The sequence below is a fragment of the Phormidium yuhuli AB48 genome (genome assembly GCF_023983615.1).
Classification (GTDB): Bacteria; Cyanobacteriota; Cyanobacteriia; order Cyanobacteriales; family Geitlerinemataceae; genus Sodalinema; species Sodalinema yuhuli.
The window spans coordinates 128,560-155,125 of record NZ_CP098611.1; the positions used below are offsets into that span (position 1 = coordinate 128,560).

The following is a 26,566-nucleotide window of genomic DNA, read 5'->3' on the forward strand; positions in this document are numbered from 1 at the left end:
CGACGATTGATTTCAGTCTTAGGACAGAGACTCGACCTAACCGGAACTGAGATTGCTGAGGCGATTTGGTTGGCGGGTCAACTTTCTGTTGAGGGCGATCGCCATACGGTAGAGGTGAACAGTGAGCGGGTTGAGGAGTCTGAGTCAGACCGGAATGGATGGGAGGATAACCTGCAAGAGGATAGTGCAAATGACAGTAGAGAAGACCCAGGTTCCACCACCGAGATTGTCCCGCAGCCGGGAGAGTCAGAGGAGTTTCCCCCTTTCCCCGAAGGCCATTACAAACCCATTCCCATTCCTGATCCCGCCGCAATTCCCGAGACTCTACAATACGCGCGGGCCTTGCGTCCCTTAGCCCATAAGATTGCGGTGGGTAAGCCCGAGATTGTGGATGAACGAGCGACCGTTGCCCAGATTGCTGATACGGGAGTGTGGCAACCGGTTCTCAGGGCAAAATTAGAGTTATGGCTCGATGTTGTGGTGGTCTATGACCGCAGTCCTTCCATGTGTCTGTGGGGACGCTTTGCCAAAGATTTACGGCAGCTTCTCTCCCGCTATGGGCAATTTCGGGATTTACGAGAGTGGTTCTTTGACTATGACGCTTCAGGAGGAGTGACGTTGCGATCGCGCAATGGAACCGTCCATAATCCCCGTGAACTCTTGACGGGCGATCGCCGTCGTCTGATCCTTATTATTAGTGATTGTGTTGCGCCCGCCTGGCATGGGGGTCAAATTCGTGATGTAGTGGCCGTCTGGGCTGACCATTGCCTAACAGTTCTCTTGCAGGTATTTCCTGAGCGGTTGTGGTCTCGCACGGCCCTAGCTCGGGCAACCATGGTTTTGTTCGAGGCCAAACAGCCGGGACTGGCCAGTAATGAACTCACCCCCAGGCCGCGATTGTATTGGGATCGCGATCGTATCGATCCCAAACATTGCCCTCCGAGCCAAATTTATCTACCCATCATTACTCTCGACCCCGAAATTTTCTCGGATTTGGCTGGAGTTGCCGTGGGCGCTCAGCGGGCCCGGATAGCCGGAATTGCCTGGGATGAAAGCGATTGTCAACCGCTTCAACATTTACCGAACTCCTCGCCCCAACGAGACCCCCTGGAGTTTTTCCAGCTAACGGCATCTCCCACAGCGCAGAGGTTAGCAAGCTTATTGGCTGCTGCTCCGGTTATTAACCTACCCATCGTGCGTCTGATTCAGCGATCGATGTTGCCTCAGTCCAACCCCGCTCATGTGGCGGAAGTGTTGATGAGTCGGGTTTTTACGCGGGTCAGTTCAGTGGCCCCGACCCTTGAAAATGCTGACTCTTTGTTGTATCAGGTGCGGAGTGAACCAGTCCGGCAACAGTTGTTGGATCAGATAGATTTGTTGGAGACGGTGGATGTTATTGAACAGGTGTCTGCCTATGTTGCCCGGCGGTTGGGGAAATCGATGGAGCAATTTAAAGCTCTCTTGCGTTATCCCCAGCAAGCTAGGTCTGAAGAAGGGGCATTTCTTCGAGCATTTGCCAGAGTGACCGGGACGGTGTTGCGTAGCTTGGGGGATGAGTTTGCTGCCCTGGCACCCCGTCCTGAACCGCAACTGATAGGGGCAACAGCGGGGGCGATGCAGTTAGAGGAATTAGAGAAAGATGTCCCAGATGGGTTTCCTCCCCTGCAATCCCTGGAGTATGAAAGCGCTGTTATCGAGATTCAGGATATTTTCGAGTTTGAGACAGCGACGATAACCCGCAATAATGATGACTGGGTGATTCAGCGTCGCCCAGGTGAGGCTGAAGGCTATGTTGAACCCCTCAACGACGAACTGAGGTTGGAGATGCTGGCTATCCCATCAGGAACCTTCCTTATGGGAGCGCCGGAACGTGAACCTGAGAGTCAAGATAGTGAAAGACCCCAACATGAAGTGACCGTTCCCGCGTTTCTCATGGGGCGCTATCCCGTAACTCAAGCACAATGGCGTGTGGTGGCAAGCTACCCAGCTATTGGCCGAGAGCTTAATCCTGAACCCTCAAGGTTTAAAGGCGATGATTTACCTGTTGAGCGAGTGAATTGGCACGATGCTGTCGAGTTTTGTCAACGACTGTCCCAACAAACCGGAACCACCTATCGTCTCCCCAGTGAAGCCGAGTGGGAATATGCCTGCCGCGCCGGAACTCAAACGCCTTTCTATTTCGGTGAGACCTTGACCCCGGAGTTAGCCAATTACGATGGTAACTATACGTATAATGGCGGTCCCAAGGGAGTCTATCGTGAATCGACAACACCTGTGGGAAGCTTTCCGGCCAATGCTTGGGGGTTATGCGATATGCACGGCAATGTTTGGGAATGGTGTCAGGATGACTGGCATAGTAACTATAAGGGTGCGCCCGAGGATGGGAGTGCTTGGGTTGATGACGATTCTCAAAATAAGCGAAAAGTGCTGCGCGGCGGGTCCTGGGACGTCATTCCCAGGCTCTGTCGTTGCGCCATTCGCTACGACCTTACGCGCGTTTACTTCATCAACAACAGGGGTTTTCGGGTCGTGTGTGTGCCTGTGGTCGCGGGGCGTGTCCCCCGGGCGATGGACTCTTCTTAGTCCTGAATCCCTCAGCCTCTTGGCACTTCTTCCCTCTTTACCCTCTGTTCCTCGCCGTTAGGCGAGTCGAATTTTTTTTCTAGGCTATGCGAGAACTTCCTATTATTCAGACGACCTATGATTAGGGGTCGAGGGATAGGTCGCCCTATCCCCCTCCCATTCAGAACCGTACGTGAGACTTTCACCTCATACGGCTCCTAGTTTACTATCCCTTGTCATGGGAGCTATTGACAGTCAGACTTCCATCTAACTGTGTCTTCACATCGTGGCAATGACGATGTAACACTTGAAGGTTAGAGTATATATCCTTCCCTCCAAGGCTTTTAGGTTGAATATGGTCAACCTCAACCAAGTCGTCACTGGTGAAGTATTGTCCACAGTGATTACACCGTCCTTTCTGACGTTTGATGAGTTTGGCTACCCGTGTTGGGATGTCTCCGTAGCTGTTGCTCATCCGTTTACTCCAGTAAGCCCAATCGCCGTCGTAGGGGGAGTTTTTCCCTTTGACTTTGATATGTCTCACGATGGGTGTTTCAGTGTGTTTTAGGAGTACCATTCCACCTTTGGTTTGGAACGTCCATTTACCGTGTTTTCCATATGAGAAGTAATTGTTTAATTTCTCATAAGTGGCTTGGCCACATCGTGATACTGTCCATGCCCTTAAAGCTCCCCATATCATGTGGTCGAGTTTGGAGAATGTTTCCTTGGATACGACCTTGGAATAATAATTGCTCCATCCTCGGATGATTGGGTTTATCTTGCCGATTAGCGTCGCTTGAGGTGCGGTTTTATGTCGCTTGATGACCTCTTTACATACGTCATAGTGGGTTTTCACCGCTTTCTTGGACGGCTTGATGTACAGTTGGTATCGTTGTCTTCCTGTGCCACTGGCGTTGACCCCTTTATGAATACTACATGGGTATTGCCTAATGTTAAACCCAAGGAAGTCGAATCCTGGTTTTTCACCATTCCATTCGGTTAGCGTGTTGCATAGCCGAGTTTTCTCAGGTTTCAATTCCAGTCCAACTGGTTTTAGCCATTCCTCAATCAGTCGTTGAGCTTCTAGTACTACTTCGGGTCTATTTGCTAATACTACGAAGTCGTCGGCGTATCGGATGATTTTCGGGCGATACCATTCTTGTTTTCCATCAATGGTCTTTTTAGAAGGAAACGCATTGACAACCGAATCTATCATCCCGTGTAGGGCAACGTTGGCTAGGAGTGGGCTAATGACTCCGCCTTGGGGAGTTCCTGTCTCTGTTGCTTCAAATACACCATTGTCCAGAACTCCGGCTTTTAGCCATTGTCTGATGCTCCGTTTGTACACAGAGGGACAATCTAGTTTGGACAGAAGGTAATCATGGTTGATACGGTCGAAGCATTTAGCAATATCGGCATCCAAGACATACTGAGGTTTACTCAGACATTTCTTAAAAATTGCATTTATTGCGTCATGTGATGACCGCCCCGGTCGGAATCCGTATGACTCAGCTTCAAACTGAGCCTCCCAATACGGTTCTAATCCGAGTTTGACCAAGGCTTGCAAGGCTCTATCGTGCATGGTTGGAATACCAAGTGGGCGTTTTTCATCCCGTCCGGGTTTGGGAATCCATACACGTCTTAAGCTTTTGGCTTTGCTAGGTTTCCGTAGTTTTTCAGCCAAGTGAAACCGGTCTTTGGTGTTTAGGGATTTGACCCCATCCACACCTGCGGTTTTCTTACCTTGGTTATCCTGAGTTACCTTGCGTACTGCCAAGAGCCTTGCATAATATGACTTGTTGAGTAAACGTTGCAGTCGTCTGGCTTTTGCCTTATTGCCACGGTTTACAGCCTGATATATAGCCTTTTGCAGCTTGAACACTTTCCGTTGGATTTTACCCCAGGGTAGTTGTTGCCATTCGTGGTTCGTAGTCTGGGCGTTGGGTCTGTTATCAAACCCTCGGCTTTCTCTCGCTATCGACTTATTCACTGCTACTAGACTCCATATCTGTTCACAAACCGCAATACGTCAGCATATCCCGAGTCATTACAACCGGGCGTTCGCTTTCTTACTGCATCTCGCCCCCATATGCCATGCGCTTAGACTTATTGCTTGTCTGGTTATCGACCCTGAGTACCAGACAGGTCCTATGGGGTTACTTCGTTCCGTTCTTATGGGTGATACCGATTTAGAGCTATCCTCTCCTCACGGGTACTTTAGAGTGTGATTTACAGGTCACTGTAATATTTGCCTGTCCTTCCCCGTGTCCGTTTTGGACGCAGCCTATCAACCGAGTTTGGCTACTTCATTTTTATTGAGGTTCAAGCCAGATGTTCACTTTCGTTGCTCATGTCGGTTTGTCAGTGGTCACGTTATTGGATGTCGGTTCATCCTTAGTGCCTTGCCAAGCCCGCTTCCAACCATGGGTTGTCAGTCCATAATCGGGGGCTGCCGTTAGACGTTAGACAGGAAATATAAGAGAACGTTAAGTTTTCTTACAGTTCCTCCACACTGCCTATCTCAACCTTGGGTTCGGTATCGTGTTATACCGTTTTACCTCTCCCTTCGAGACCTAAGAACAGTTGTTAAGGGGCAGGTTTCCGTGTTGTCGTATTTCCTGTATCCCTTGCCCCGCATACGTTGCGGGCGTTTCAGCCCTAACTTTCGCGGGAACGAATCGCACATTTCATTAAATGGTATGTGCCATTACTCAACCGTCTTCCACGAGATCATAAATTTGCCTTAGGTGACCGGATGGTAGCATCACTCTACGATATGATGGAGGGATTGATTGAAGCTCGTTATGTATCCCAAAAACTAGATATTTTGCTACCGCTACGAGGAAAACTCGATATTCTTCGGTATCAAACCCGCTTATTATTCGACTTCAAGCTAGTTGATGTCAAACGGTATGAAAATGCTAGTCGGCAAATTGATGAAATTGGCAAACAACTATCAGGCTGGATTCAACAGCAACAGAAAAAACCATGAAACGATATGGAAATTTATATCCTCAAATCACCGAATTTTCAAACTTGCTAGCCGCCGCCAATAACGCTCAAAAAGGTAAGCGATTTCGAGACTCAGTGTTAGCCTTTAATCATGACTTAGAGCCTAAGCTGTTAACCCTCCAAGATGAGTTACATCATAAAACCTATCAGCCTGGAGAGTACAAAAACTTCGATATTTATGAGCCTAAACGCCGAGTTATTTCAGCGGCGCCTTATCGAGATAGAGTGGTTCACCATGCTCTGTGCAACGTGATTGTTCCGATTTTCGAGCGGACCTTTATTGCCACATCCTATGCTAATCGTCTGGGCTATGGGTCTCACCGTGGTCTGGAGCAGTTTGTTCGTTATGCCCGCTCAAGTCGCTATGTTTTACAATGTGACATTTGCCAGTATTTTCCTAGTATTGATCTATCTATCCTCAAGCAACAAATCCGCCGTAAGCTTAAGTGTCGTGATAGCCTGTGGCTGATTGACAAAATTTTAGACAATCGTAGCCACGCTGAACAGGGGCAGCAGCAGTCCTTGTACTACTTCCCGGGAGACACCCTCCTTACACCATTAGACCATCCCACTGGCTTGCCGATTGGTAATTTAACCAGCCAATTTTTTGCTAACGTTTATCTAAATAACTTTGACCATTTTGTCAAGGAAGAACTTAACGTTTCGCGTTATGTCCGTTATGTAGATGACTTTGCTCTATTCAGCGATGACCGAGATTTTCTTATTCATTGCCGCGAGCGTCTCGAAGCTTACCTCGCCACCCAGCTTCGGCTCCGCATTCATCCTATCAAAAGTCAACTGACTCAGACTCGCTATGGGGCTATGTTTGTGGGATTTCGTGTTTTCAGCGATCGCATTCGGGTTCGTAACTATAACTTGCAAAAGGGTCGGCGGCGGCTCAAACGATTGGAAGTCGCCTATGACCAAGGGCAAATCTCTCGAAAGGACGTTCAGCAACGCTGGCAAAGCTGGAAAGCCCACCTCAGTCATGGAGATACCTGGCGACTGCGCCAAGACATTATAGCCGAGTCCAAGCTACCCCTGACATAAACCCCATTCAGCTTGTACCCTAGAAATTGGGACGGGCAATCAAGCTGCTGCGCGGCGGGTCCTGGAACAACAATCCCAGGAACTGTCGTTGCGCCATTCGCAACAACAATACGCGCGATAACTTCAACAACAACAGGGGTTTTCGGGTCGTGTGTGTGCCTGTGGTCGCGGGGCGTGTCCCCCGGGCGATGCACTCTTCCTTGTCAGAACTAACGGGTGGGAATCCGTTGGGAGTACTTGAAGAGTCCAGACCCGTTCCGGCGATGTGCAAACATCCAAAAATCCCAGGGGCTGACTGGCTTGGTAAGTCTTAATCTGAAGAGTCTTTCAGCCCCGCCCCCATTCTTGCTTCTGCCAACACCGTGAACAGCCCTCCCAAGCGCCGTATCATCATCCATCGAGAAAAACGTCGCACCACCTACTTCAGTGAACCCCTCAGCGACGAAGTTGGCTTAGACATGGTGCAGATTCCTGGGGGAACCTTCCTCATGGGGGCACCCGAGGATGAGTTACATAACCGTAAAAGTGAACAGCCTCAACATTCCGTCACCGTCCCCTCATTCTTTATGGGGCGCTATCCCATAACCCAGACCCAATGGCACCTGGTGGTGGGCTATCCAGAGGTAAAACGGGAACTGAAGCCAGACCCATCTGAGTTTAAGGGCGAGAACCGTCCCGTTGAGCAGGTGAGTTGGCAGGATGCGGTGGAGTTTTGCCAACGACTCTCTGTTAAAACCTCACGTAGCTACCGCCTCCCCAGTGAAGCGGAGTGGGAATATGCCTGTCGAGCTGGAACTCAAACCCCATTTCATTTTGGTGAAACCTTGACCGATGAGCTGGCAAACTATAATGCCACAAAAGTTTATGGCCGTGGTGTGAAGGGTCAATCCCGAGGTAAAACCACAGAGGTTGGGCAGTTTCCTCCCAATAACTTTGGCTTGCATGATATGCACGGTAATGTTTGGGAATGGTGTCAGGATGACTGGCATCGTAACTATAAGGGGGCGCCAGAGGATGGGAGTGCTTGGGTTGATGACGATTCTAAAAATAACCAGAAAGTGCTGCGCGGCGGGTCCTGGTTCAACTATCCCAGGGGCTGTCGTTGCGCCATTCGCTTCAACGATACGCGCGGTGGCTTCCTCAGCGGGGGTTTTCGGGTCGTGTGTGTGCCTGTGGTCGCGGGGCGTGTCCCCCGGGCGATGGACTCTTCTTAGTCCTTAACCCCTCAGTCCCTTGGCGCTTTATTCTTTGCCCTCTTTTCCCCCGGCGCAACGCGCCTTTTTTTATTTTTTTCCAACGAATAGCATCAGACACCGATTATCTGACCCTCAGCCACGACCCCCTCCCAGAACCCCTAACGACCGGGGTCGAATACCAGAGACCGGGGTTCTGCCAGAAACTCGGTCTCTCAACTGGCTGGACTCCTCTCCCGATTCCCCTCCCTAGTCCCCCACCTCGCGGCAAAACTGTCGCACAGCACGAATCACCGTTAAATCTGTCCCCGTCTGACGCAATGCTAACCACTGATTCAGTTGCACGACAGTCACCCCAGGAAAGGCAACACTATGTCCTTGAGGTTCATAGCCTCCCCCCACCTGTCGCAAAATCTCTAACCGTTCCTGACGATACAGCCAAATCTCAGGAACCCCCAACGGCGCATAAATGGGGAGCCGACGCTGGGAACGACTGGCAATATCTACCTCAATGACTAAATCCGGGGCAATGGCTGAGACATCCACAGCGAATCCCTGGCCCTGTTGGGCATTTTCTAGATAAAAACAGCCATCTGGCTCAACGGCACTCTGGGAAGTCGGATTTTCTAGGCGTACCGAACCAAAATCATTGAACTCTAACCCTAATTCGTCGGCCAAGGTGGCAACAATCGCCGCCAAGACTCGACTCAGCAACTCATGCAAGACACCCGGCATCCGAACTTCCAGTTCTCCTCCAACATAGGCAATCCGACTGGGGCGATTGTCCCCTAAATCCAGTAGGAGATGTTCATAGGCGGCCCAAGTTGGGGCCGCCATCACCATGGCACTATCGGGAACTAACCTGATTTGGCGGAGACTCGTGACTCCCAGCATCCTCAGCTTCCCCCCATGATTTGAATTTTCAACCGTCGGGGCAATCCCTTGTGATTGCCCTATTCCCCATAATAACTGCTCGTCACCTTACCCCGAAACACCACATACTGATAAATGTTGTAGAACAACATAATCGGAATCAGCACCCCAATAAAAATCAGCATGAACACCAACGAACTCTGACTCGCAGCCGCCTGATAAATGGTGATATTGGTGGGAATAATAAAGGGAAACACCACCAACGCCAACCCCACAAACGTCAACAAGAAAATCAGAATCGTCAAGACAAACGGTGCCACATCTCGCTCCCGAGATAAACTAACCCATAAGCGCCAAATCAAGAAAATGCCAATTAGGGGAATCGCGGCAAAAACATAGACAAAAGGCGGGTCAAATAACCGTTGTCGTGCATACTGGACAAAAATGGGTGTAGAAATGGTAATCGCCACCGCCCCCACCAACGTCGTAATCGCGGCAATCTTAGCCGTTTTGCGGTGCGTCGCCTGTAACGCCCCCTCCGTTTTCAAAACCAAATACGTTGAACCAATCAACACATAGCCCTGAATCAAGGTTAACGCCACCAGCAGCGATTGAGGACTCAGCCAATCCCAAGTTCCACCCGTAAAATGACCCAATTCGTCCACCTTAATTCCTCCTAACACCCCTCCCAGGGAAAACCCCTGACCTAAGGAGGCTAAAAAACTGCCAATCCCAAAGGCATAATTCCAAAAAATCTTCCGATTGGCGTGTTCCCGAAACTCAAAAGCCACAGCCCGGAAAATAAAGCCAAAGACCATGGTCAAAATGGGAATATATAGAGCATTGAGAATGGTGGCATAGGCGAGAGGAAACGCCCCAAATAGCGCCCCACCCATCAACACCAGCCAAGTCTCATTAGCATCCCAAACATTGCTCAAACTGGTCATTAAAATCCCACGACGTTCTTCCGTCGAAGCCGTGAGGGAGAGAATCCCCACCCCCAAATCAAAGCCGTCGAGCATCACATAGAGAAACAGGAATAGAGCCAAAATGGCAAACCAAACCTGGGGGAGAAAAAAATCTAACGTTTCCATAACTGACTCCTATTTGGCCTCCGCTGGACGACTATCAGGACTATGTTCAGCGGGATTCGTGGCTAAATCCGTAATCGCACCGGGAAGGGGACGGTCAAGATTTGGACCTTTTCGGATGATGCGGCTTCCAAAATAGAGAGCAGCAACAAACAACAGGGAATAGACCAAAATAAACATCGTCAGGGACCCAGCGACGTTCCCCGGTGGCACATTGGAGACAGCATCAGCGGTGCGAATCTCCCCATAGACGACCCAGGGTTGTCGGCCCACACAGCGGACAATCCAGCCCGATTCCACCGCCAAATAGCCCAGGGGACCGGCAAACATCCAACTCCACAGCAACAGCCGTTGTTTACCAATTTCCTCGGGGCTGAGTTTTCCCCGTAGCCATTGAATCACCGTTACTCCCATCAAGCCAGCAAAAAAGAACCCCACCCCCACCATAATGCGGAAGGCGTAGTACACCAGTCCCACCATTGAGGGACGGTCTTCGGGCTGCCATTCTTTCAAACCGAGAACCGGTTTCGAGAGGGTTGGCTTCAGTTCCAGGATATAGCCCAAACCATTGGGAATCGAGAGTTCCCAATCATTGCGTTCAGCGGCCACATTGGGCAGGGCCAAGACACTCCAGGGGGCCGTTTGTCCGGCGGGAATGGTCTCCCATTGGGCTTCCATGGCCGCGAGTTTCGTCGGTTGTCGTTCGTAGACTTGTTCCCCGTTGAGGTGACCCACATAAATTTGTAGGGGGGCCACGGCGATGGTCGCGGCGAGGGCGATTTTCAGGGAACGGTTGAAGAATTGCGGATGTCGTCCCCGCAGCAGGTACCAAGCACTAATCCCACCAATGACAAAGAGGGAGGTTTCCAGAGTCGCCAGGAAGGTATGGGCGACACTGTTGACCATAAAGGGGTTGAAGATAGCTTGGAAGTAGTCGCTGACGACGAATTTCCCTTCGACAACTTCCCCACCGGCGGGGGTTTGCATCCAGGAGTTGGCGGTGAGAATCCAGAAGGTGGAGAGGTTGGCCCCAAAGGCCACCATAATCGTCGAGAGGTAGTGCATCACGGGGGGAACTCGCTCCCAGCCAAAGAGCATGATACCCAGGAATCCGGCTTCGAGCATGAAGGCCATGGAGGCTTCAAAGCCGAGAATACTGCCGAAGAAGTCGCCGACGGCTTCGGAAAAGGGGCCCCAGTTGGTTCCAAATTGAAATTCCATGGGAACGCCACTGGCGACGCCGATGCCGAAGTTGAGGACGTAGAGTTTAGCCCAAAAGCGAGCATGGTGGTAATAGTCGGGGTTCCGGGTTCGTAACCAGAGTCCTTCGACGATAACTAGGTAAATGGCCATGCCTGTGGTTAGGATGGGCCAAAGCATATGAAAAATCGCGGTTAAGGCAAATTGTATCCGCGATAACACTAAGGTGTCTTGGAGAAACTCCATAATCTTAAGTCTCGGATGAGGCGTGCAGCGCGCGGGAGAATTTCTCCCCTACTTGTTATATCGCAAACGGCTCAAAAAATGGAATGACAACAGGTCAAAGATTCCTGATAGGCTAGTGATGATATGATTCATCTCTATCTAAGGGAGGATGACAATCGTTCTGGTGGGCTGTACCTTGTTGTAGCTGGGTTTCGGGGAGCGATCGCCCTGGCAACTCTATCAAAAACAGGATACAAACAAGGAGTTCAAACACTGAAGTAAAAGGTCTAAATTAGGACTATTCCCGAAATGAAGTTTAGCTCATCTCAGTCAGCTAAATTGAACTGAAGAGAAGTTACTCAAGGTGTTTCTAAATTCACCTTTATTAGAGAGTTCTAAGTTAAGTTGACCTCAACTTGGAGAAACCCACCCCCTAACCCTTCCAATAGAAATTTTTCCTAGGGGCAAAGGAGGGTCACGGAGCTGTCTGTCCCTACCGCAGCAGATAGGATTCGCCATGCATTTTTCCGATCACTCTGAACCCAGAAGACTGCCAAAATCTAATATGTACTGCCCATTAGCCCTGGATTCAGGAAATTTTGAGACGGAGGAGATGTTGATGATTTCCCCTACCGGGTCTCGTGTTATCTCTCTAGAAAACCTCAACGGACTCCCGCCTCACCTCAGAATGGCCCAGAGACGAAACCTAGCCCTTAACTGTTCCCAACTGGGGCGGCAAAGTTGCAAAACGATAAAAAAATTAACAGCGGAAACAAGGCGGTTATATAAGTGTCACAAGCTCACCAGGCAGGATGTCTGGTAATCTTTAATATGTTTCGGCAACCGGATTGACTTTTGAGAGAGCCAGATATAGACTCAAACCGACACGCTGCGGTAACAAGCCCAATTGAGATCTTGTTTTTCAAACACGGTAGCATCATGAAACCCATCCGCACCCCATTTGAACCCATGACTAAACTTCTCTCGCCATCGCTCGGTCGCACCCTAGCTGCCGGTGCTGGAGCTATGCTTCTGCTGTGGAGCGCCCCTGCTGAAGCCCTTGAAACCATTATCATCCGCTACAACCAAGACGAAGTTACCGTCACCCTCGACGACATCCTCAACTTCGGGCGTACCGGTGACCTTCCCGAATTGGAACAACTCCTAGTTGACCAGGACGATATCCTGCAAGACGCTGCCCAGGATGTTCTCAACGTCTTACAAGCCGCTCTGACCCAAGAAGTGCGCTTGGGTTCGCGTCTGCGTCAGGACATTGCCAACTTCCTCAACAGTAGCACCGGGGAGTTTGTGGTGCTGCAACTCAACCGTGTTATCAGCAGTGCTGACGACACCGATAATATTGACTCCCTGCGTAGTGCGCTGATCAACGTTTACGAGACCAACGAGTTTGTCTCGTTTCTGACCTTGCTCGAAGCCTTTCCCGAGCCGGTGGTACGGGTCAACGCGACAGGCTTGCAAGGGGTTGTCCGCGATGTAGACCTGTTTGTTAACCAAATCGAGCCGGCCTTGAACGTGATTCGTGACCTCTTACAAGACTTTGTTTGCGAACCTCGCAGCCAAAGTGATCTCCCTGGGGAGAGTGAGCCGGTTGCCACTCTTGAAGTCGAGGGCAACGACTTGGAGGTCTACCGCTCTGACTCGGGCTTAATCTTAGAACCCTCTCACTCGCAATTTGCTCAAACTCCTGTCCACTAAACCCCAGAGGTTCTTATGTTCAATCGAAATGGTTTAGGCTCGAAGCCTGCTTCAGCCCCGAAGCCATCCGTACCTCGCCGCTCTTGGGCAACCCTATGCGGTCTAGGGGCAGGACTGATGGTGGCGACGCTGGGGATGGGCCGTGCCAATGCCGCTCAACGGCTTGTGGTCACCTACGGTCCCGCTGACCGCAGTATCCCGATTTCTCAGTTAGAAGAAGTTGCGGAAACGGGAGTCATCCCCCGTGATGCTTCGGTTTTGCGGTTCGTGGCCAATCAATCCAATTTGTCGGGGGAAGACCTGCAAGCGATTTTGACCCAGGAAATTGGTGTCAGCTTACGCTTCATCGATAATGTGACCTATACCCTTCCTGGGGAATATGTCTTGTTCCAACTTGGACAAGTTTTCCACAATCGGGCTAGGGTGGCCGAAATTCAGTCTCTGCGGGCTGCCTTAATTAACTCGGTCAGCGGCGATGGTCGCATTTCCCTGTTGCAGTTTCTGCAAAACTATCCCAACCCAGATTTGTATATTGATGGGTTTAGATTGCGGGGAAATGCTCAGGACGTGGTTAATGTCATCAACGACATTGGCGATCGCCTCGCCGGTCCAATCGCCATCGCCCAGGATCTGATTGATAGTTTAGTCTGTGAGCCAGCTCAGCGAGACTAACCCTCAGGTTTACCTCAGTCGCGATCGCCATGAATAATTAATGTCAAACTAGGCAAACCCTCGTTGGGCCTGAGTTTAGCCTCTTGTTACCGTCTTATCTGGTTTGTTCATTGCGATCGCCCCGTCACAATCCCGATGTTCATGGTTAGAACGTCGGGATTTTTGCTGGCCCATGGAAAGGGCCCTACTGCCCAAACACCTTCACCTCCCCATCTTCTCTCAACACCAGCCGTAACCGCAGAGGACTGTCATGGGGAGACGCGAGGGGTTGTCCCAGTTCAGGAATTTGACTGTAGCCTTGGAACTGAACGGCTGAACGGCCCAAGGGGGAAACATGGGTCAGGGTTCCTGATTCATCCAAGACTAAGGTATATTCTAAACTTTGATTTAAGCCCTCAGGAACGCTCCAGCGTTGTTGAAAATAGCGGCGCACCTCTGTCACCTGAGGCACTACATCAAACACCGTCTCCCGGTCATCCCCCACCCCATTGGGACGGGTAAGAGGCACAAAGGGTTCTGGCTCAGGAATTTGGGAGAAATCAACCCAAGGAGCCGCTTCGGGTCCAGACAGGGGTTGTTCAAACAGTAAATCCGGGACTCCGGAGCCATCAGGGGAGGCCCCAGACACACGGGGAGTCTCACTGGACCCTGGAGGGGAAGGGGGCAGGGTTTGGCCGGGTGGGGCAATATCGAGGGGAGTGACCCGATCTGGAGGGGGGGCTGTACCCTGACTTAGGGGCGGTAACTCTGCGATCGCCGGTGGAGGAGGAGTTAGCCGCGTCTCAGGTGGGGCCAAGGATTGAGCGTTTAGGCTGCCCAGCATCGTCTGACCGAAGACATCCCCTAGAGAGTCCCAGGGATTTAGAGTGGCTGAGGGAGACGAAGACGTGGGGTCTTGGGAGGGGGGATTCTCAGCCAAGGGAGCTAAGGCGACCACTAACCCCCCCGTCGCCACGAGCCCAACTAAGGGACTCAGCCAACCTGGGAGGCCGTCCTTCTCCGGGTTCTGGCCCCACCACGATTCCCAATCCGTCAAAAAACTCTCTAACGCGCAGAGGACGTCAAACAGTTGTAGGGTTCCCAGACGAATTACCGGCCCACTGTCTGGGGTGGCCAGGGTTCCTAAGACTAAATTATGAGCCGTTAAGCCCTGAGGTTCCATGTAGGTGGCGGCCCGAGGGGGAGATATGGCGGCGATGGTCGTCCCCACTGGCTGGGTCATCGCCCCCCGTTGCCCTTCTGTACCATAGGATGGCGTTAGAGGGGAAGACAGGGCTTCTAAGTACTCATGAGATTGGCTTAAGACCCCCTGCACGTAGCTACATACCAATTGGCTGAGATGGAATAATTGCGCCTGATCTCCAGAGACCCGTTTCTGGTCTTGGTCAGGCAAACGGGGGTCATCTAATCGCAACTCAAAGCGCACATTCAACAACCGGGGTCGTTGGCGAGACGACCAGAGCGATCGCCGTCCCACCACTGTTAAGCGACAGGTGGGAGGGGTATATGAGCGTTCTAACCGCGTTGACCACATCCGTCCAGACCAGTGACCCTCTGCCATCGCTGACCTCCATTCGTCAGAATCATTGAGACAAACGCTCCTCAGGTGGAGCATTACGGCATCTTTAGGGAGAGCCGACATCCAGTCCCCACGACAAATAGCGATCGCCATTGGGACTACTATAAAACAACAGATCCACTAACAACTTTAGGGCTAAGGACTCCACTAAGGTTAACTTCAGGGTTCCCAGAGACCGTTGTAGATAGCCCTGTTTAAACCGTTGTAAATACTCAGACAGAAGAACCGCTTCTCGTGCGGGACGTTCTAGCTGAGTATATTGTTCTAACAGGGCAATTGCTCGGCGAATGGTCTCCTGGTGTTCCTGAGCCAATGTGCAAATGATCTGACTCAGAATCAGTTGTTGTCGCTGCTGCGTCAGTTTTTGGGTTAGGGCGGGGTGTCCCTGCCGTAACTGTTCCCAACTCTGGCGATCGCCCAAGTCCAGCTCCAGTCTCAAGCTTACCACGGTTGCCCAAATGTCTTCATTGGAAAGATTAGCCAGGGCTTGTAGGGCCAGTAGGGTTAAATCAAGGTGAAGCTGGGGGGTTGTCACGGGGAGAGGGAACAGGGAACAGGGAACAGGGGGAAGAAGGCAATAGGCAACAACGGTAGGATGCGTCCCGGCATCTGTAGGGGTTGTGACCTCGGTCCATCACGTCAAAACTGCCGGAACGCATCTGCTGCTTAGGCGGCGTTCAGCAGCAGGGCGAGTAGGGCTAGGATGAGACTGACGCCGTAAAAGCGGGAGACGACTTGGAGTTCTGACCATCCTGATAACTCAAAATGGTGGTGCAGGGGTGTCATTTTAAACAGACGTTTGCCGACGCCATCGGGATTTTTGGTGGCTTTGTAATAACTGACTTGTAGGATGACCGACAGGGTTTCGGCGAATAGGACCCCGCTGAGGAGGAATAGGCCAAACAGGACATTGCCTAAAATCCCTACACTGGCTAAGGCGCCGCCGAGGGCCAGAGAACCGGTGTCTCCCATGAAGACCTTGGCAGGATTGCGGTTATGGGCCAGAAAGCCTAGACAGGCGCCGCTGAAACAGGCGCAGAAGAGTCCTAAACTGGGATAGGTGGGGGTGACCATGGCCCCTAGGGCTAAGAAGGCGATCGCCCCGATTCCCCCCATTAAGCCATCTAACCCGTCGGTGAGATTAGTGGCATTGCTTTCGGCCGTCAAGACAAAGCCGGCCACAATCCAGAAAAATGTCCCTAGGGGTAAGAGCCAACCACCGGGAAACTCAATGGTTGTCTGGGTGGAAAAGTCGGGGTTGAGTTTGGCCCAAGCACAAAAGAGGAAGGCGATGCCAATTTGTAGGGATAACTTGGTTCGGGGGGAAATACCGTCATTGGAGCGACGGCGAATCACCTGCCAGTCATCGAGCCAACCAATAAACCCGTAGGCTAAGGTGAGGAGGGAGACGGCCCAGAGAGCAGTTAGGGCTTCTCCGGTGATGCCGGGGCTGAGATAGGCCCAAACCAGGGCGATCGCCACGGCTACGGGGACAAAGAGAATGCCCCCCATCGTTGGAGTTCCCGCCTTTTTTAAATGGGCCTGAGGTCCTTCTTGACGGATACTCTGTTTCAGCTTCAGTTGGCGTAACTGAGGCACGCCCCAACGGCCCATCAGAGCTGAGGCGAGGGCGGTGAGTAGCCAGGGGAGGGTGAGGGAGTTCCCCAGAGCCTGCCAGTTGCCACGATAACTATCGAGGGCGATCGCCCCTAGGGCCAGAAGCAGCGCCAACCCCCATGAAAGGCTAGTTCCGCGCAGGATTCCTCGGTCTGATCTCGATACTTTAGTCTCCACAACGATTCCTCATGACACAGTGGCGCTTGGTTAGGCTCAGCCAAACTCGGGGGGGATGATAGCACCGAGGCTAGACGTCGTCGTCATCACTATCGTCGGTATCCGTATCCCCATACCCGTCCTCATCTTCGCCAATCAGGCCTAATTCTTCGAGTTCTTCTTTACGGGCGGAGCGTTCCTCTTCATCCCGAGGAATTAAGCGTCCGGTGGCCTGGAGCCATTCTAAAAGAGAGGTTTCATTATTGGCGGGAATCAACTCAGCCTGTTCATGGCGGGGAAGTTGACGCAGGGAGGGATTCATCGGATCAATCATGGGCTGTTTGGGATTTTTCGACGCATAGACCTTTCTGATTCTAGGCCATTCTGGGAATGGTGAGTCCTTTTAAGGGGGGGCGATCGCTCCTGAGTCCTTTAGATTGGACTAAAACTCCGAAGCCGCCAAGGCCTTGAGGATCACATAAACCATGTAACACCTCTCGACGCTGCATCACCCGGATAATATCCGCTCCCGTTGCCGTCTGGTTCCCTTGACCGAGGGCCGCCAGGCGATCGCCCAATCCCAGGGCCATTAAGAATAACGCCTGGGGGGTAAATCCTTCAGCGTCTAAACCGCTGCGATCGCCCTGACGTTGCAGAGCGGTAAAGTCCACATGGGCCGTAATATCCTGTTCCCCCACAAAACAATAGGGGTCATCATGATGGCGATGTTGGCGATAGCATTGTAGAGTGCCCTGCGATCGCTGAGGATGATAGTAACGCTGAGCCTCATAGCCATAATCAATGGTGATGACATAGCCTCGTTTCAGTTTCCGGGCCAGAGTCTCCAACCACGATAAGGCCGCCAAATTGACCTCCGTGGTATAGCCGTCCGGGAAGTTCTCCGAGTTCACCCCCACTTGCTCAAAATAATGAGTTAAGGCAGGGGTTGATAGGGGACCAAGTTCCTCCTGAAAGCCGGCCCCCTTGTCCCAACTCACATAACATTCTTGCCATTGTCCCTGGTCTCGTCTTAAGCGATGGACGGGAAAGGCATCAACTAACTCATTGGAAAACAAACAGCCCTCCAGAGATTCATCAGCAAGGTCGTCCCAGGTTTTCCAAGATAGATTGGCTCCTTGAATTTGCTGTTGCTGCTGACGCAATACGGCTGACTTCTCAATAATAGTATAGGTAATTGCTTTAAAAAAATCCGACTTTTTTTGACTGATAAATCGCAAAATATCAACCGCCAAAATACCCTGACCCGCTCCCATTTCCACCACATCAAAGTGCTGAGGACAGCCGAGAACTGTCCAAATTTCAATCAACTGTTCCGCCAATAACTCACCAAAATCAGCACTTAAATGAGAGGAGGTGACAAAATCTCCCCTAGCTCCGAGCTTCGCGCCCCGGGAATAATAGCCATGCTGAGGATGATAGAGGGCCGCCGCCATATAGTCAGCAAAGGAAATGCGCTGTTGGGGGCTGTGGAGAATTTGGTCGCGAATCGCAGCAACTAACTCAGGATTAGAAGAAGCAGTCATCAGGAGCATTCAAGGAGTTGGGCAGGAGGGTCGCCGCAACCATCGTAGCGCATTGAGGGTCAGAAGCTTCCCTGGGCGTTTATCATGGGCTGTGTCAGACTCCGACTCTGAGAGCGGGGCTGTTGATTACCGTTACAGGCAACTCTCCATGGACAGTCCAAAAGAAGGTATTGATTACGAAGGCGCTTGGGACTCTTACGCCCAAGCCTGGCAAACCATTCATCCCGAGCTGGAGTATATCGGCGACGAGTGGGCCGGTCAAGGGGCGGGAGCCGCCACCTCCTTGGGGGAGTATGAAGCCCTCATTGAGAAACAGTTTATCGCTCCCTATATTCGCTCAGATCAGGTGGTGCTAGAAATTGGCGTGGGTGGAGGTAAAACCAGCGCCTTATTGCTGAAATACGCCCAGGGTTTAATCTGTGCCGATATCTCCCAAAAGATGCTCGATGCAACCCAAGCGCGGTTAGGGAACGAGCGAGTGGAGTATTGTAAACTCGATGGCATCAGCCTGGAACCGTTAGCGACTCATTCTGTGGATGTCTGCTTTTGCTACGACACCATGGTTCATGTGGAACCGAGGGATATTTTTAACTATCTGCGACAAATTCCCCGACTCTTGCGGGGCGATCGCCTTTGTGTGTTTCATCATACCAATGTCCTGAGTGAGTTGGGCTGGCAGAAATTCCTCAAGGAACTGGATATTAACTTAATGGGTAAACGGCATGGTTCTGCCTTCTCCGTGATGACCAATGAGATTATGGAGAAGTTTCTCCAAGAACTCAACTATCAGGTGTTGCTCAAAGACACCAGCAGCGTTCCTCGTGATTGCGTCTGGATTTGCCAGGCTCCCGTCATTGAGGGATAAGCCGGGTTAGTCGAGGCGGGGGCGTAGGCGGTGGAAGCGATACTTGAGATAGTCTCCGAGGATGCGATCGTGGTCAAAACAGAGATTTTGGGGAATCTCCCAAGGCTGGAACACCTGAAGATGTTTAGCATCATCTCCCGCCCGGGGGGTTCCGCAGGCCGTCGCCAGGAAGACCACACTGAGGGTATGCTTGCGGGGATCGCGATCGGGGTTGGAGTAGACATGGAACAGTTCCAGTAATTCCACCGTGAGGCCTGTTTCCTCTTTCGCCTCCCGTCGCGCCGCTGTTTCCACGGACTCCCCATAATCCACAAATCCCCCCGGAAGGGCCCAGCCATAGGGGGGATTGAGCCGCTCAACCAGGACGATGGGCCGTTGGGGGCGATCGCTCAGTTCAATCAATAAATCGACAGTTGGGGCGGGGTTACGATATTCCGGCATTAAATTTAAGACTAAATGAAGACAGTTTCCCCGGAGGGGTCGTGTTAGAGTCAAGTGAACTTTTTGTTGAACGCCAAGACAGTTAACGATTATGCCATTTCCGAGAGCTAGTGGAATTTTATTACACCCGACCTCACTACCCGGTCGTTTTGGGATTGGTGACTTAGGCCCGGAAGCCTATCGCTTTGTGGATTTCCTGGAGGGGAGTGGTCAACAGTTGTGGCAAATCCTCCCCCTCGGCCCGACGGGATATGGCAATTCCCCTTATATGTCCTATTCGGCGATGGCAGGTAATTCCCTGTTAATCAGTCTGGAGAGGTTGCGCGATGATGGTCTCCTGACGGATGCTGATTTGGATGAGGCCCCGGAGTCTCAGGGCGATCGCGTTGATTTTGATGGGGTCGATCAAGTGAAAACTCGTCTGCTACGGAAATCCTACAGAAATTTCCGCAGTCGCGCCTCATCGGATCAACAAGAAGAGTTTGTGGAGTTTTGCAAGGATAAGGCTCATTGGCTGGATGACTATGCTCTCTTTATCTCCCTGAAAACACAGGTTTTCGATAACGCCAGTTGGCATGAATGGGATGAACCCGTCGCTAAGCGTGATCCGACCACCTTGGATAAATGGCGGGATGAACTGGCGGAGGAGATTGATTTCCGCAAGTATCTACAATTTGAGTTTTTCCAGCAATGGTCTGATCTCAAGCAATACGCCAACGATCGCCAGGTGCAGATGTTTGGCGATATCCCTTTCTATGTGGCTCATGATAGTGCTGATGTCTGGGCCCATCGAGAAATCTTCTGTTTGGATGAGGAAACGGGGAAACCGTCCCTGATGGCTGGGGTTCCTCCGGATTATTTCAGTGAAACGGGTCAACTCTGGGGGAATCCCATTTATAACTGGGAGAAACTTCTGGAAACGGATTTAGCCTGGTGGATGCAACGGTTCCATGCGGTCCTCGATCGCCTGGATTTGATTCGCATTGACCATTTCCGAGGGTTTGAGGCCTATTGGGCGGTTCCCGGTGAGGATACGACGGCGATGAATGGGGAATGGGTGGAGGCCCCCGGCTATGAGTTTTTCGAGAAGCTGAAGGCCGAGTTGGGAGAACTGCCGATTGTGGCGGAAGATTTGGGGATTATTACCCCGGAAGTGGAAGCCTTACGGGATACGTTTGGCTTTCCGGGCATGAAAATTCTTCATTTTGCCTTTGACTCGGGCTGGGATAATCCCTATTTGCCCTTTAATTATGGGTCGAATAACTTTGTGGTCTACACCGGAACTCATGATAATAACACCACCATGGGCTGGTATAACAGCCGCAGTGAGGCGGATAATCAACGGGTTTGGGACTATCTTGGCTGTACCCGTGGTGAAGGCTTCCATTGGGATTTGATTCGTTTGGCCCTGAGTACCAATGCTAATCAGGCGGTGTTCCCTCTCCAGGATTTGTTGGGACTCGGGGAAGAGGCCCGCATGAATGCCCCGAGTTCTCCTGAGGGCAACTGGGAATGGCGCTATCAGGCGGAAGACCTCACTGATGAACTGCGCGATCGCCTACGGTTCTATACGATGGTCTATGGCCGCGGACCTCGGTCTTAGGTCAACCACGTAGGGGCAATCCGCAAGTGGCGTGCCCGAGGACACGGAGGAAGAGGAGGGGAGAGAGAACTCTCCTCTTTCTTGCCTGGTTCTTTGAAATTAAAGTCGGTAAGAACAGGACGTTTTTGAAGCATAAAAAGCTTGTACTGTAAATACTTAAACTGTTTTATGTGTCATGTTTGAACTGTCTCTTTTTGTAAACTGGCTAGGGTCTCGTGGATGAGGTCGGGGGGGACGCGATCGCTGACGATGGCATGGCCGATGCTAGTGGGGAGGACGAAGCGAACTTGTCCGTCTTTGACTTTCTTATCGGTTTGTAGCTTGGCGAGAATCGCATCGATGTCAACACCTGGGGGGATGGTGGTGGGAAGTCCGGCGTTACCAATCACTTGGGCTTGACGGGCATCCTCCTCGGCAGACCAAAGGTTGAGGGCTAGGGCTAAACGGCTGGCAGCAATCATGCCAATGGCGACCCCTTCCCCATGGAGAAGTTCGGTGTAACCGGTTAAACTCTCTACGGCGTGACCGATGGTATGTCCGTAGTTGAGGATGGCCCGTAATCCCGCTTCTTTTTCGTCTTGACTGACGACCTCCGCCTTGGCTTGACAGGAGCGCATGAGGATTTCATGGAGAAGTTGATTGGAGATATCACTGGGGCTGGCTAGACGTTTAGCGGCTTCCAACTGACGGAATAAGTCAGCATCCCAAATCACGCCATATTTAATCACCTCGGCAATGCCAGCTCGGAACTCTCGCTCGGGAAGGGTTCCCAGAACGATGGGATCAATCAGCACCAGGGAGGGTTGATAAAAGGCCCCGATGAGGTTTTTGCCCTGGGGATGATTCACCCCGGTTTTGCCGCCGATGGAGGCATCCACCATGGCCAGGAGGGTGGTTGGGACTTGGATAAAGTTAATCCCCCGTAACCAGGTGGCTGCGGCAAAACCGGTCATATCTCCGACAACCCCCCCACCGAGGGCAATGAAGGTGGAGTTGCGCTCCAGTCCTACCTCTAAGGCCGCATCGTAGAGTTGGGAGACGGCGTCTAGGGTTTTGTATTCCTCTCCATCGGGGAAGAGATGATGGTGAACCTCAAAGCCGGCCGTCTCTAAGCTAGCCACTGCCCGTTTACCGTAATAGCCAAATACCGTAGGATTGGATACCAGCATCAGCTTACGACCGAGATTGAGGGATTTAATCCAGGACCCTAAGCGATCTAGGCTATCGGAGGCCAAGGCGATCTCGTAAGCGTTTTGAGGCAAGTTCACAGGAATAACGGACTGCGTCATGGTTTAATAAGGCAAATAGGTATTTATGAAAAAGGAGATAACCTTATGTCTGGTGTTGTGGCATATCTGCTCATGGTCGGTGGTGCATTCGCATTAGCTGTGGTGTTACTGCTCGGACTGCGGGCCGTCAAATTGATCTAGTCCGCTCCCATGGCTTGGGTATAACTGGAACGGGCGATCGCCACTCATGCCTGACCCTCACCAAGGCCATGGAACAGACGAAAGACGCGATCAGGGATTGATCGCGTCTTTCTGTTTTAGCATTCTATGGGATTTTGGTAAGAGTTGAATAGATCTGCGACGTTGCATTACCCTCTCACGGAATGACCAACTGTGGAGGATTGGGGAACAACACCTCGTTTTCCATTGCCAGACACCGATAGGGGGTTGGTGGGATTTAAGCCATTAAGGCTATGACTGTTGGCTTTATAGGCCTCCTGGAAGTCTTGAGTGGCTGACTGTTCTGGGGAAGATTCTGCCCCAGTTAGGTTGAATCGATAGCCAACGTTGCGAACGGTTTGAATTAAGTTCGGTTGGCGGGGATCTCGTTCAATTTTTTTCCGTAGGGACAAGACATGGGTATCAATGGTCCGGGGATTGTCGATAGCATCGGGCCAGGCTCGTTGTAATAATTCTGAACGACTCAGGGGGGTTCCTCCGGCCTGAGCTAACACATAGAGCAAACTAAATTCCTGGGGTGTCAGTTCGATGGGTTGGTCTTGATACCGGACACGGCGCTGCACGATATCCACTTTCAGATCCCCGTACTCCAGATGGGCCGGAGGTGCCATCGCTCGGTGACGGCGCAATAAGGCCTCGACTCGGGCTAGAAACTCCTGCATCCCAAAGGGTTTACAGATATAATCGTCGGCTCCCGCCTTGAGGGCGGTGACCACATCCGCTTCATTACTGCGCGCTGAAAGCATTAGGACCAGACATTGATGCTGCTGATAAAGCCAATGGGCAAATTCAACCCCATCTCCATCGGGCAGATCTGAGTCGACAATAGCTAACGTCGGTTGACGATGATAGAAGACATCTTGAGCGTGTCGGAGGTCTGCGGACTGACACACGCTGTATCCGGCCTGCTGAAGATGCCAACCTAAGAGCGATCGCAGTTGAGGGTTTCCTTCAACTATTTGAATGCAAACAGAACTCACGACAAACTATACCCCCGCAGTTTTTGAGCAGTTGAAAACTAGAACCAACCCTAACCTAGCAAAGGCTTTGTCATGGTTCTGTAACTCCTGTTACGTGACGTTGAGCAGTGATCTCGGTCAAGGACGGGCCGGGACACTTTCTGCTACCCTAAACGTAGGGGGTGGCTCCCTAGGGGTCGTCCCTGTCCCTGGTCAATTCGTCCTCCTGTTACCCTGCTTAGCCATGTTGCAAAATACCCTGACAATCCGGCATTACCAAGCCCTGACTGACCGCTTTACCAATCTCTGGAGTCGGGGATATCGTACTGATGATCTCAGACTTTACTTAGATGGTTATTTAAGCGCTCTGCGCCAGGATAAAAGCCTGGAGCCGATTTTGATTCACCGTCTTGAGGAGGAGGCCTTACGCTTTATCCAAGACCCCTCAAATTTTGAAGTTCCCTACTACTAATCCGGTTAACGCTGGGGATGGGGGAGCGTCTTAGCCTAGAACGCAATCCTTGGCGGCTTGCGGGACTTGGCGGGGCGTTAGGCTTGAATATCTGAGTCAATGGGGGCAATGCAGTAGCAGTTTTTGCCTTGCTTCTTAGCCTCAAACATTGCCTCATCTGCTAAATGAATGAGAGCATCGAGCTGATCGCCATGGGTGGGATACAGACAAATTCCTAAACTGGTTGTAACTGAGACGGTTCCCTCCTCTAGTTCAAAGGGATCTGACAGAGTTTTAACAATTTTTTGAGCCACTCGCTCAGCATCAGTGATGCTGGGAATACCAGGAAGAACGACGGTAAACTCATCTCCTCCCAAGCGAGCTACCGTGTCGCTTCCTCGTAAACTTCCACTGAGGCGGTTGGCGACATGCTGAAGTAAGATATCTCCAGAAGCATGACCGAGGGTATCATTAACCTCTTTGAAGCCGTCGAGATCTAAAAACATGACACCCACGAATTTTTCATGTTTTTCTGCCCATTCTATGGATTGTTTAAGACGCTCTTGAAAAAGCTTTCGGTTTGGCAGTCCTGTTAATTCGTCATGGTTTGCATCCTGTTTTAAGGCGGCATTAGACTGGGCTAACTCAGCGGCAACTTGTTTAAGTTGGTCTTCTAAAAGCTTGCGTTCGGTAATATCCCGAATCACACCAATGAGAAAGTGGTTGCCTGCACCGTCGGCATGGAGCGATCGCTTGGTGGCGAGAATGTGAATGTTTCCTTGGGCGTCAGTTAGGGTTTCTTCCGTTTCGCGATCGCCCCCGGTTTGCAAGACACGCTCATCTTCTTGTCGGAAGGCTTCGGCCTGCTCCTGGGGGAACATCTCAAACTCAGAGCGATTGAGCAAAGTCTTGAGGGGATATCCCACGAGGTCGCTATAGGCCTGATTCAACACCACAGACCGCAAGTTCGTATCTTTGACAAAAATGGGATCGGGGATGGTGTTGATGATACTCTGCAAAAATTCCTTAGAGCGGCGTAATTCGTCACTGAGATAGGCCAAATAACTAACCACCATGGCCGTGGCTCCCGTGAGGGATAAAATCGGTGGAATGATGGGAATCCAGAGATTGAGGCTATAGGCCCAGTAGGCGGTTCCGGTCAGCAGCAACAGGGCCACCACTAAGGCCCCGAGCGATCGCCGTACGGATTGTAACTGCCAACTAATCAACGCTCCTACCCAAGCCCAGAAGACAATCCAGACGACTTCCAGCAGCTTGGGCCAGAAGGATATAAACTGTCGTCCTTCCAGAGACGCATCGAGAATCTGGCCCACAAACTCGGCTTGCAGCAATACCCCGGGAACCTCTGTCTGGGTTTCCAGGAGACTGCGACTGTAAGGTGTAATAAAGACATCCCGCAGACTCGCCGCCGTAGAACCAATCAAGACGACGCGATCGCGAATCTTCTCCTCCGACACCTCTCCATTTAAGACCTCTCGTAAGGAGACGGTGGGAATGCGAGTGTGCTGGCCGCGGTAGTTGACTATAAACTGATAGCCACGGGCATCGGCTCGTATATAGGGGCCATCACTGGGTTCAAATTGGGGAATTACAGCCGCACCTAACTGCATGTCGCCATTGGGTCCGGCGGTGGGGGTGATGTTTTCCTGCTCTAAATACAGTAGAGCCAACTTGAGGGCAAAGCTACGATGCAGGGTTCCCTCGTAATCGCGCAAAAACAGATAACTGCGACGAACCACCCCATCGGCGTCCACCAACGTATTATTAAAGCCTACAGCCCCCCGTTCTTTCAGAGCTTGCGGGGGTGACACGTGGGACGAGTATTGAGGTTCGAGCTTCTCAATCCCGATGAGGTTCTCTTGTTGCTCAAATAAGGCAACCAGTTCCTCATGGCCCGGTTCGATCGCTAAATCCCGGTAGAGATCTAAGCCAATTACCCGAGGATTGAACTCGTCTAAACGGCGAATGACATCCGCTAAAATGGCATCGGAGATGGGCCAGCTTCCCACTTGGCGCAGATCCTCTTCATCAATTCCCACCACTAATAGACGCTCATCTGTCTCCTGTTCAGGGCGCGATCGCAAGAATAGGTCGGACATGGCCCATTCCGCGCCTTGTAAGAGTCCCACAGCTCGCAGCAGGATCACAAAAACGGCAACCCCCGTCGCGGCCAGAATTTTATAGCCTTGGGATGAGGATAACTCCAAGGCGGGCTTGGCAAAACGTTGTTTAAAGGCTGACCACATGATCCTTAGGATGATAAAGCA

The 26,566-nt window shown here is 51.5% G+C and carries 24 protein-coding genes; 11 read left to right on the forward strand and 13 right to left on the reverse strand.

Annotated features, from left to right (window positions below; genetic code table 11):
• Positions 1 to 6: 6 nt before the first annotated feature.
• Positions 7 to 2,583: a formylglycine-generating enzyme family protein gene (locus NEA10_RS00510; RefSeq protein WP_252663289.1), complete on the forward strand. Its 2,577-nt coding sequence runs from the start codon at positions 7 to 9 to the stop codon at positions 2,581 to 2,583.
• A 205-nt stretch (positions 2,584 to 2,788) separates the two neighbouring features.
• Here NEA10_RS00510 and ltrA read toward each other — a convergent pair whose 3' ends face one another.
• On the reverse strand, positions 2,789 to 4,540 hold the full coding sequence (gene ltrA / locus NEA10_RS00515) for a group II intron reverse transcriptase/maturase (protein ID WP_252665238.1): 1,752 nt from the start codon (positions 4,538 to 4,540) through the stop codon (positions 2,789 to 2,791).
• A gap of 699 nt (positions 4,541 to 5,239) precedes the next feature.
• Between ltrA and avd the strand changes: the two genes are divergently transcribed.
• From avd to NEA10_RS00530, 4 genes are read left to right on the forward strand one after another with little or no spacing between them, the layout of a single operon-like run.
• Complete coding sequence (gene avd / locus NEA10_RS00520; protein ID WP_374111887.1) at positions 5,240 to 5,554, forward strand: diversity-generating retroelement protein Avd; 315 nt, start codon at positions 5,240 to 5,242, stop codon at positions 5,552 to 5,554.
• Positions 5,551 to 6,624, forward strand: a complete 1,074-nt coding sequence (locus NEA10_RS00525) for an RNA-directed DNA polymerase (protein WP_252663291.1) — start codon at positions 5,551 to 5,553, stop codon at positions 6,622 to 6,624. Before avd ends, NEA10_RS00525 begins: the two co-directional genes overlap by 4 nt.
• A 26-nt stretch (positions 6,625 to 6,650) precedes the next feature.
• Positions 6,651 to 6,938 carry an SUMF1/EgtB/PvdO family nonheme iron enzyme gene (locus NEA10_RS21050; protein ID WP_374111827.1) on the forward strand — a complete coding sequence of 96 codons (288 nt, stop codon included), beginning with the start codon at positions 6,651 to 6,653 and terminating at the stop codon, positions 6,936 to 6,938.
• A 48-nt stretch (positions 6,939 to 6,986) separates the two neighbouring features.
• Positions 6,987 to 7,838 carry a formylglycine-generating enzyme family protein gene (locus tag NEA10_RS00530; RefSeq protein WP_252663292.1) on the forward strand — a complete coding sequence of 284 codons (852 nt, stop codon included), beginning with the start codon at positions 6,987 to 6,989 and terminating at the stop codon, positions 7,836 to 7,838.
• 228 nt (positions 7,839 to 8,066) lie between these two features.
• Here the strand turns inward: NEA10_RS00530 and NEA10_RS00535 are convergent, their stop codons facing one another.
• The 3 genes from NEA10_RS00535 to NEA10_RS00545 are packed head-to-tail and all read right to left on the reverse strand — an operon-like array spanning position 8,067 to position 11,227.
• Complete coding sequence (locus NEA10_RS00535; RefSeq protein WP_252663293.1) at positions 8,067 to 8,711, reverse strand: Uma2 family endonuclease; 645 nt, start codon at positions 8,709 to 8,711, stop codon at positions 8,067 to 8,069.
• Between the two features lie 59 nt (positions 8,712 to 8,770).
• On the reverse strand, positions 8,771 to 9,784 hold the full coding sequence (gene cydB / locus NEA10_RS00540) for a cytochrome d ubiquinol oxidase subunit II (protein WP_252663294.1): 1,014 nt from the start codon (positions 9,782 to 9,784) through the stop codon (positions 8,771 to 8,773).
• Between the two features lie 9 nt (positions 9,785 to 9,793).
• On the reverse strand, positions 9,794 to 11,227 hold the full coding sequence (locus NEA10_RS00545) for a cytochrome ubiquinol oxidase subunit I (RefSeq protein ID WP_252663295.1): 1,434 nt from the start codon (positions 11,225 to 11,227) through the stop codon (positions 9,794 to 9,796).
• A gap of 948 nt (positions 11,228 to 12,175) precedes the next feature.
• Here NEA10_RS00545 and NEA10_RS00550 point away from each other — a divergent pair.
• Together NEA10_RS00550 and NEA10_RS00555 are read left to right on the forward strand one after the other, a co-directional pair.
• Positions 12,176 to 12,922 (forward strand): alpha/beta hydrolase, encoded by a 747-nt coding sequence (locus NEA10_RS00550; RefSeq protein ID WP_252663296.1) that lies wholly within the window; start codon positions 12,176 to 12,178, stop codon positions 12,920 to 12,922.
• 15 nt (positions 12,923 to 12,937) lie between these two features.
• Positions 12,938 to 13,594 (forward strand): alpha/beta hydrolase, encoded by a 657-nt coding sequence (locus NEA10_RS00555; protein ID WP_252663297.1) that lies wholly within the window; start codon positions 12,938 to 12,940, stop codon positions 13,592 to 13,594.
• 184 nt (positions 13,595 to 13,778) lie between these two features.
• On the opposite strand, the gene NEA10_RS00560 is transcribed toward NEA10_RS00555, so the two are convergent.
• The 5 genes from NEA10_RS00560 to NEA10_RS00580 form a co-directional block, all read right to left on the reverse strand.
• Entirely contained in the window at positions 13,779 to 15,155 is a 1,377-nt protein-coding gene (locus NEA10_RS00560; protein ID WP_252663298.1) for a DUF4335 domain-containing protein, read from the reverse strand.
• Between the two features lie 64 nt (positions 15,156 to 15,219).
• Complete coding sequence (locus tag NEA10_RS00565) at positions 15,220 to 15,708, reverse strand: DUF3038 domain-containing protein (protein ID WP_252663299.1); 489 nt, start codon at positions 15,706 to 15,708, stop codon at positions 15,220 to 15,222.
• 131 nt (positions 15,709 to 15,839) lie between these two features.
• Positions 15,840 to 16,967: a phospho-N-acetylmuramoyl-pentapeptide-transferase gene (gene mraY / locus NEA10_RS00570; protein ID WP_252663300.1), complete on the reverse strand. Its 1,128-nt coding sequence runs from the start codon at positions 16,965 to 16,967 to the stop codon at positions 15,840 to 15,842.
• 70 nt (positions 16,968 to 17,037) lie between these two features.
• Positions 17,038 to 17,280 carry a DUF3134 family protein gene (locus tag NEA10_RS00575; protein ID WP_252663301.1) on the reverse strand — a complete coding sequence of 81 codons (243 nt, stop codon included), beginning with the start codon at positions 17,278 to 17,280 and terminating at the stop codon, positions 17,038 to 17,040.
• A 40-nt stretch (positions 17,281 to 17,320) separates the two neighbouring features.
• On the reverse strand, positions 17,321 to 18,490 hold the full coding sequence (locus NEA10_RS00580) for a class I SAM-dependent methyltransferase (protein WP_252663302.1): 1,170 nt from the start codon (positions 18,488 to 18,490) through the stop codon (positions 17,321 to 17,323).
• Between the two features lie 148 nt (positions 18,491 to 18,638).
• Between NEA10_RS00580 and NEA10_RS00585 the strand changes: the two genes are divergently transcribed.
• The gene (locus NEA10_RS00585) at positions 18,639 to 19,355 is read left to right on the forward strand and encodes a class I SAM-dependent methyltransferase (RefSeq protein WP_252663303.1); all 717 of its coding nucleotides are present in this window, start codon (positions 18,639 to 18,641) and stop codon (positions 19,353 to 19,355) included.
• A gap of 6 nt (positions 19,356 to 19,361) precedes the next feature.
• Here the strand turns inward: NEA10_RS00585 and NEA10_RS00590 are convergent, their stop codons facing one another.
• Positions 19,362 to 19,796, reverse strand: coding sequence for an NUDIX domain-containing protein (locus tag NEA10_RS00590; protein ID WP_252663304.1), 435 nt, complete (start codon positions 19,794 to 19,796; stop codon positions 19,362 to 19,364).
• A 91-nt stretch (positions 19,797 to 19,887) separates the two neighbouring features.
• On the opposite strand from NEA10_RS00590, the gene malQ reads away from it, so the two are divergent.
• Entirely contained in the window at positions 19,888 to 21,399 is a 1,512-nt protein-coding gene (malQ, locus tag NEA10_RS00595; RefSeq protein WP_252663305.1) for a 4-alpha-glucanotransferase, read from the forward strand.
• 173 nt (positions 21,400 to 21,572) lie between these two features.
• Here the strand turns inward: malQ and aroB are convergent, their stop codons facing one another.
• The gene (aroB, locus tag NEA10_RS00600) at positions 21,573 to 22,688 is read right to left on the reverse strand and encodes a 3-dehydroquinate synthase (protein ID WP_252663306.1); all 1,116 of its coding nucleotides are present in this window, start codon (positions 22,686 to 22,688) and stop codon (positions 21,573 to 21,575) included.
• Between the two features lie 45 nt (positions 22,689 to 22,733).
• Between aroB and petL the strand changes: the two genes are divergently transcribed.
• On the forward strand, positions 22,734 to 22,829 hold the full coding sequence (petL, locus tag NEA10_RS00605; protein ID WP_074162883.1) for a cytochrome b6-f complex subunit PetL: 96 nt from the start codon (positions 22,734 to 22,736) through the stop codon (positions 22,827 to 22,829).
• A 167-nt stretch (positions 22,830 to 22,996) separates the two neighbouring features.
• On the opposite strand, the gene NEA10_RS00610 is transcribed toward petL, so the two are convergent.
• Positions 22,997 to 23,848: a response regulator transcription factor gene (locus NEA10_RS00610; protein ID WP_252663307.1), complete on the reverse strand. Its 852-nt coding sequence runs from the start codon at positions 23,846 to 23,848 to the stop codon at positions 22,997 to 22,999.
• A gap of 223 nt (positions 23,849 to 24,071) precedes the next feature.
• Here NEA10_RS00610 and NEA10_RS00615 point away from each other — a divergent pair, with 223 nt between their 5' ends.
• Positions 24,072 to 24,299, forward strand: coding sequence for a DUF6761 family protein (locus tag NEA10_RS00615; RefSeq protein ID WP_252663308.1), 228 nt, complete (start codon positions 24,072 to 24,074; stop codon positions 24,297 to 24,299).
• Positions 24,300 to 24,376: 77 nt separating this feature from the next.
• Here the strand turns inward: NEA10_RS00615 and NEA10_RS00620 are convergent, their stop codons facing one another.
• On the reverse strand, positions 24,377 to 26,545 hold the full coding sequence (locus tag NEA10_RS00620; protein ID WP_252663309.1) for a CHASE2 domain-containing protein: 2,169 nt from the start codon (positions 26,543 to 26,545) through the stop codon (positions 24,377 to 24,379).
• Positions 26,546 to 26,566: the final 21 nt, after the last annotated feature.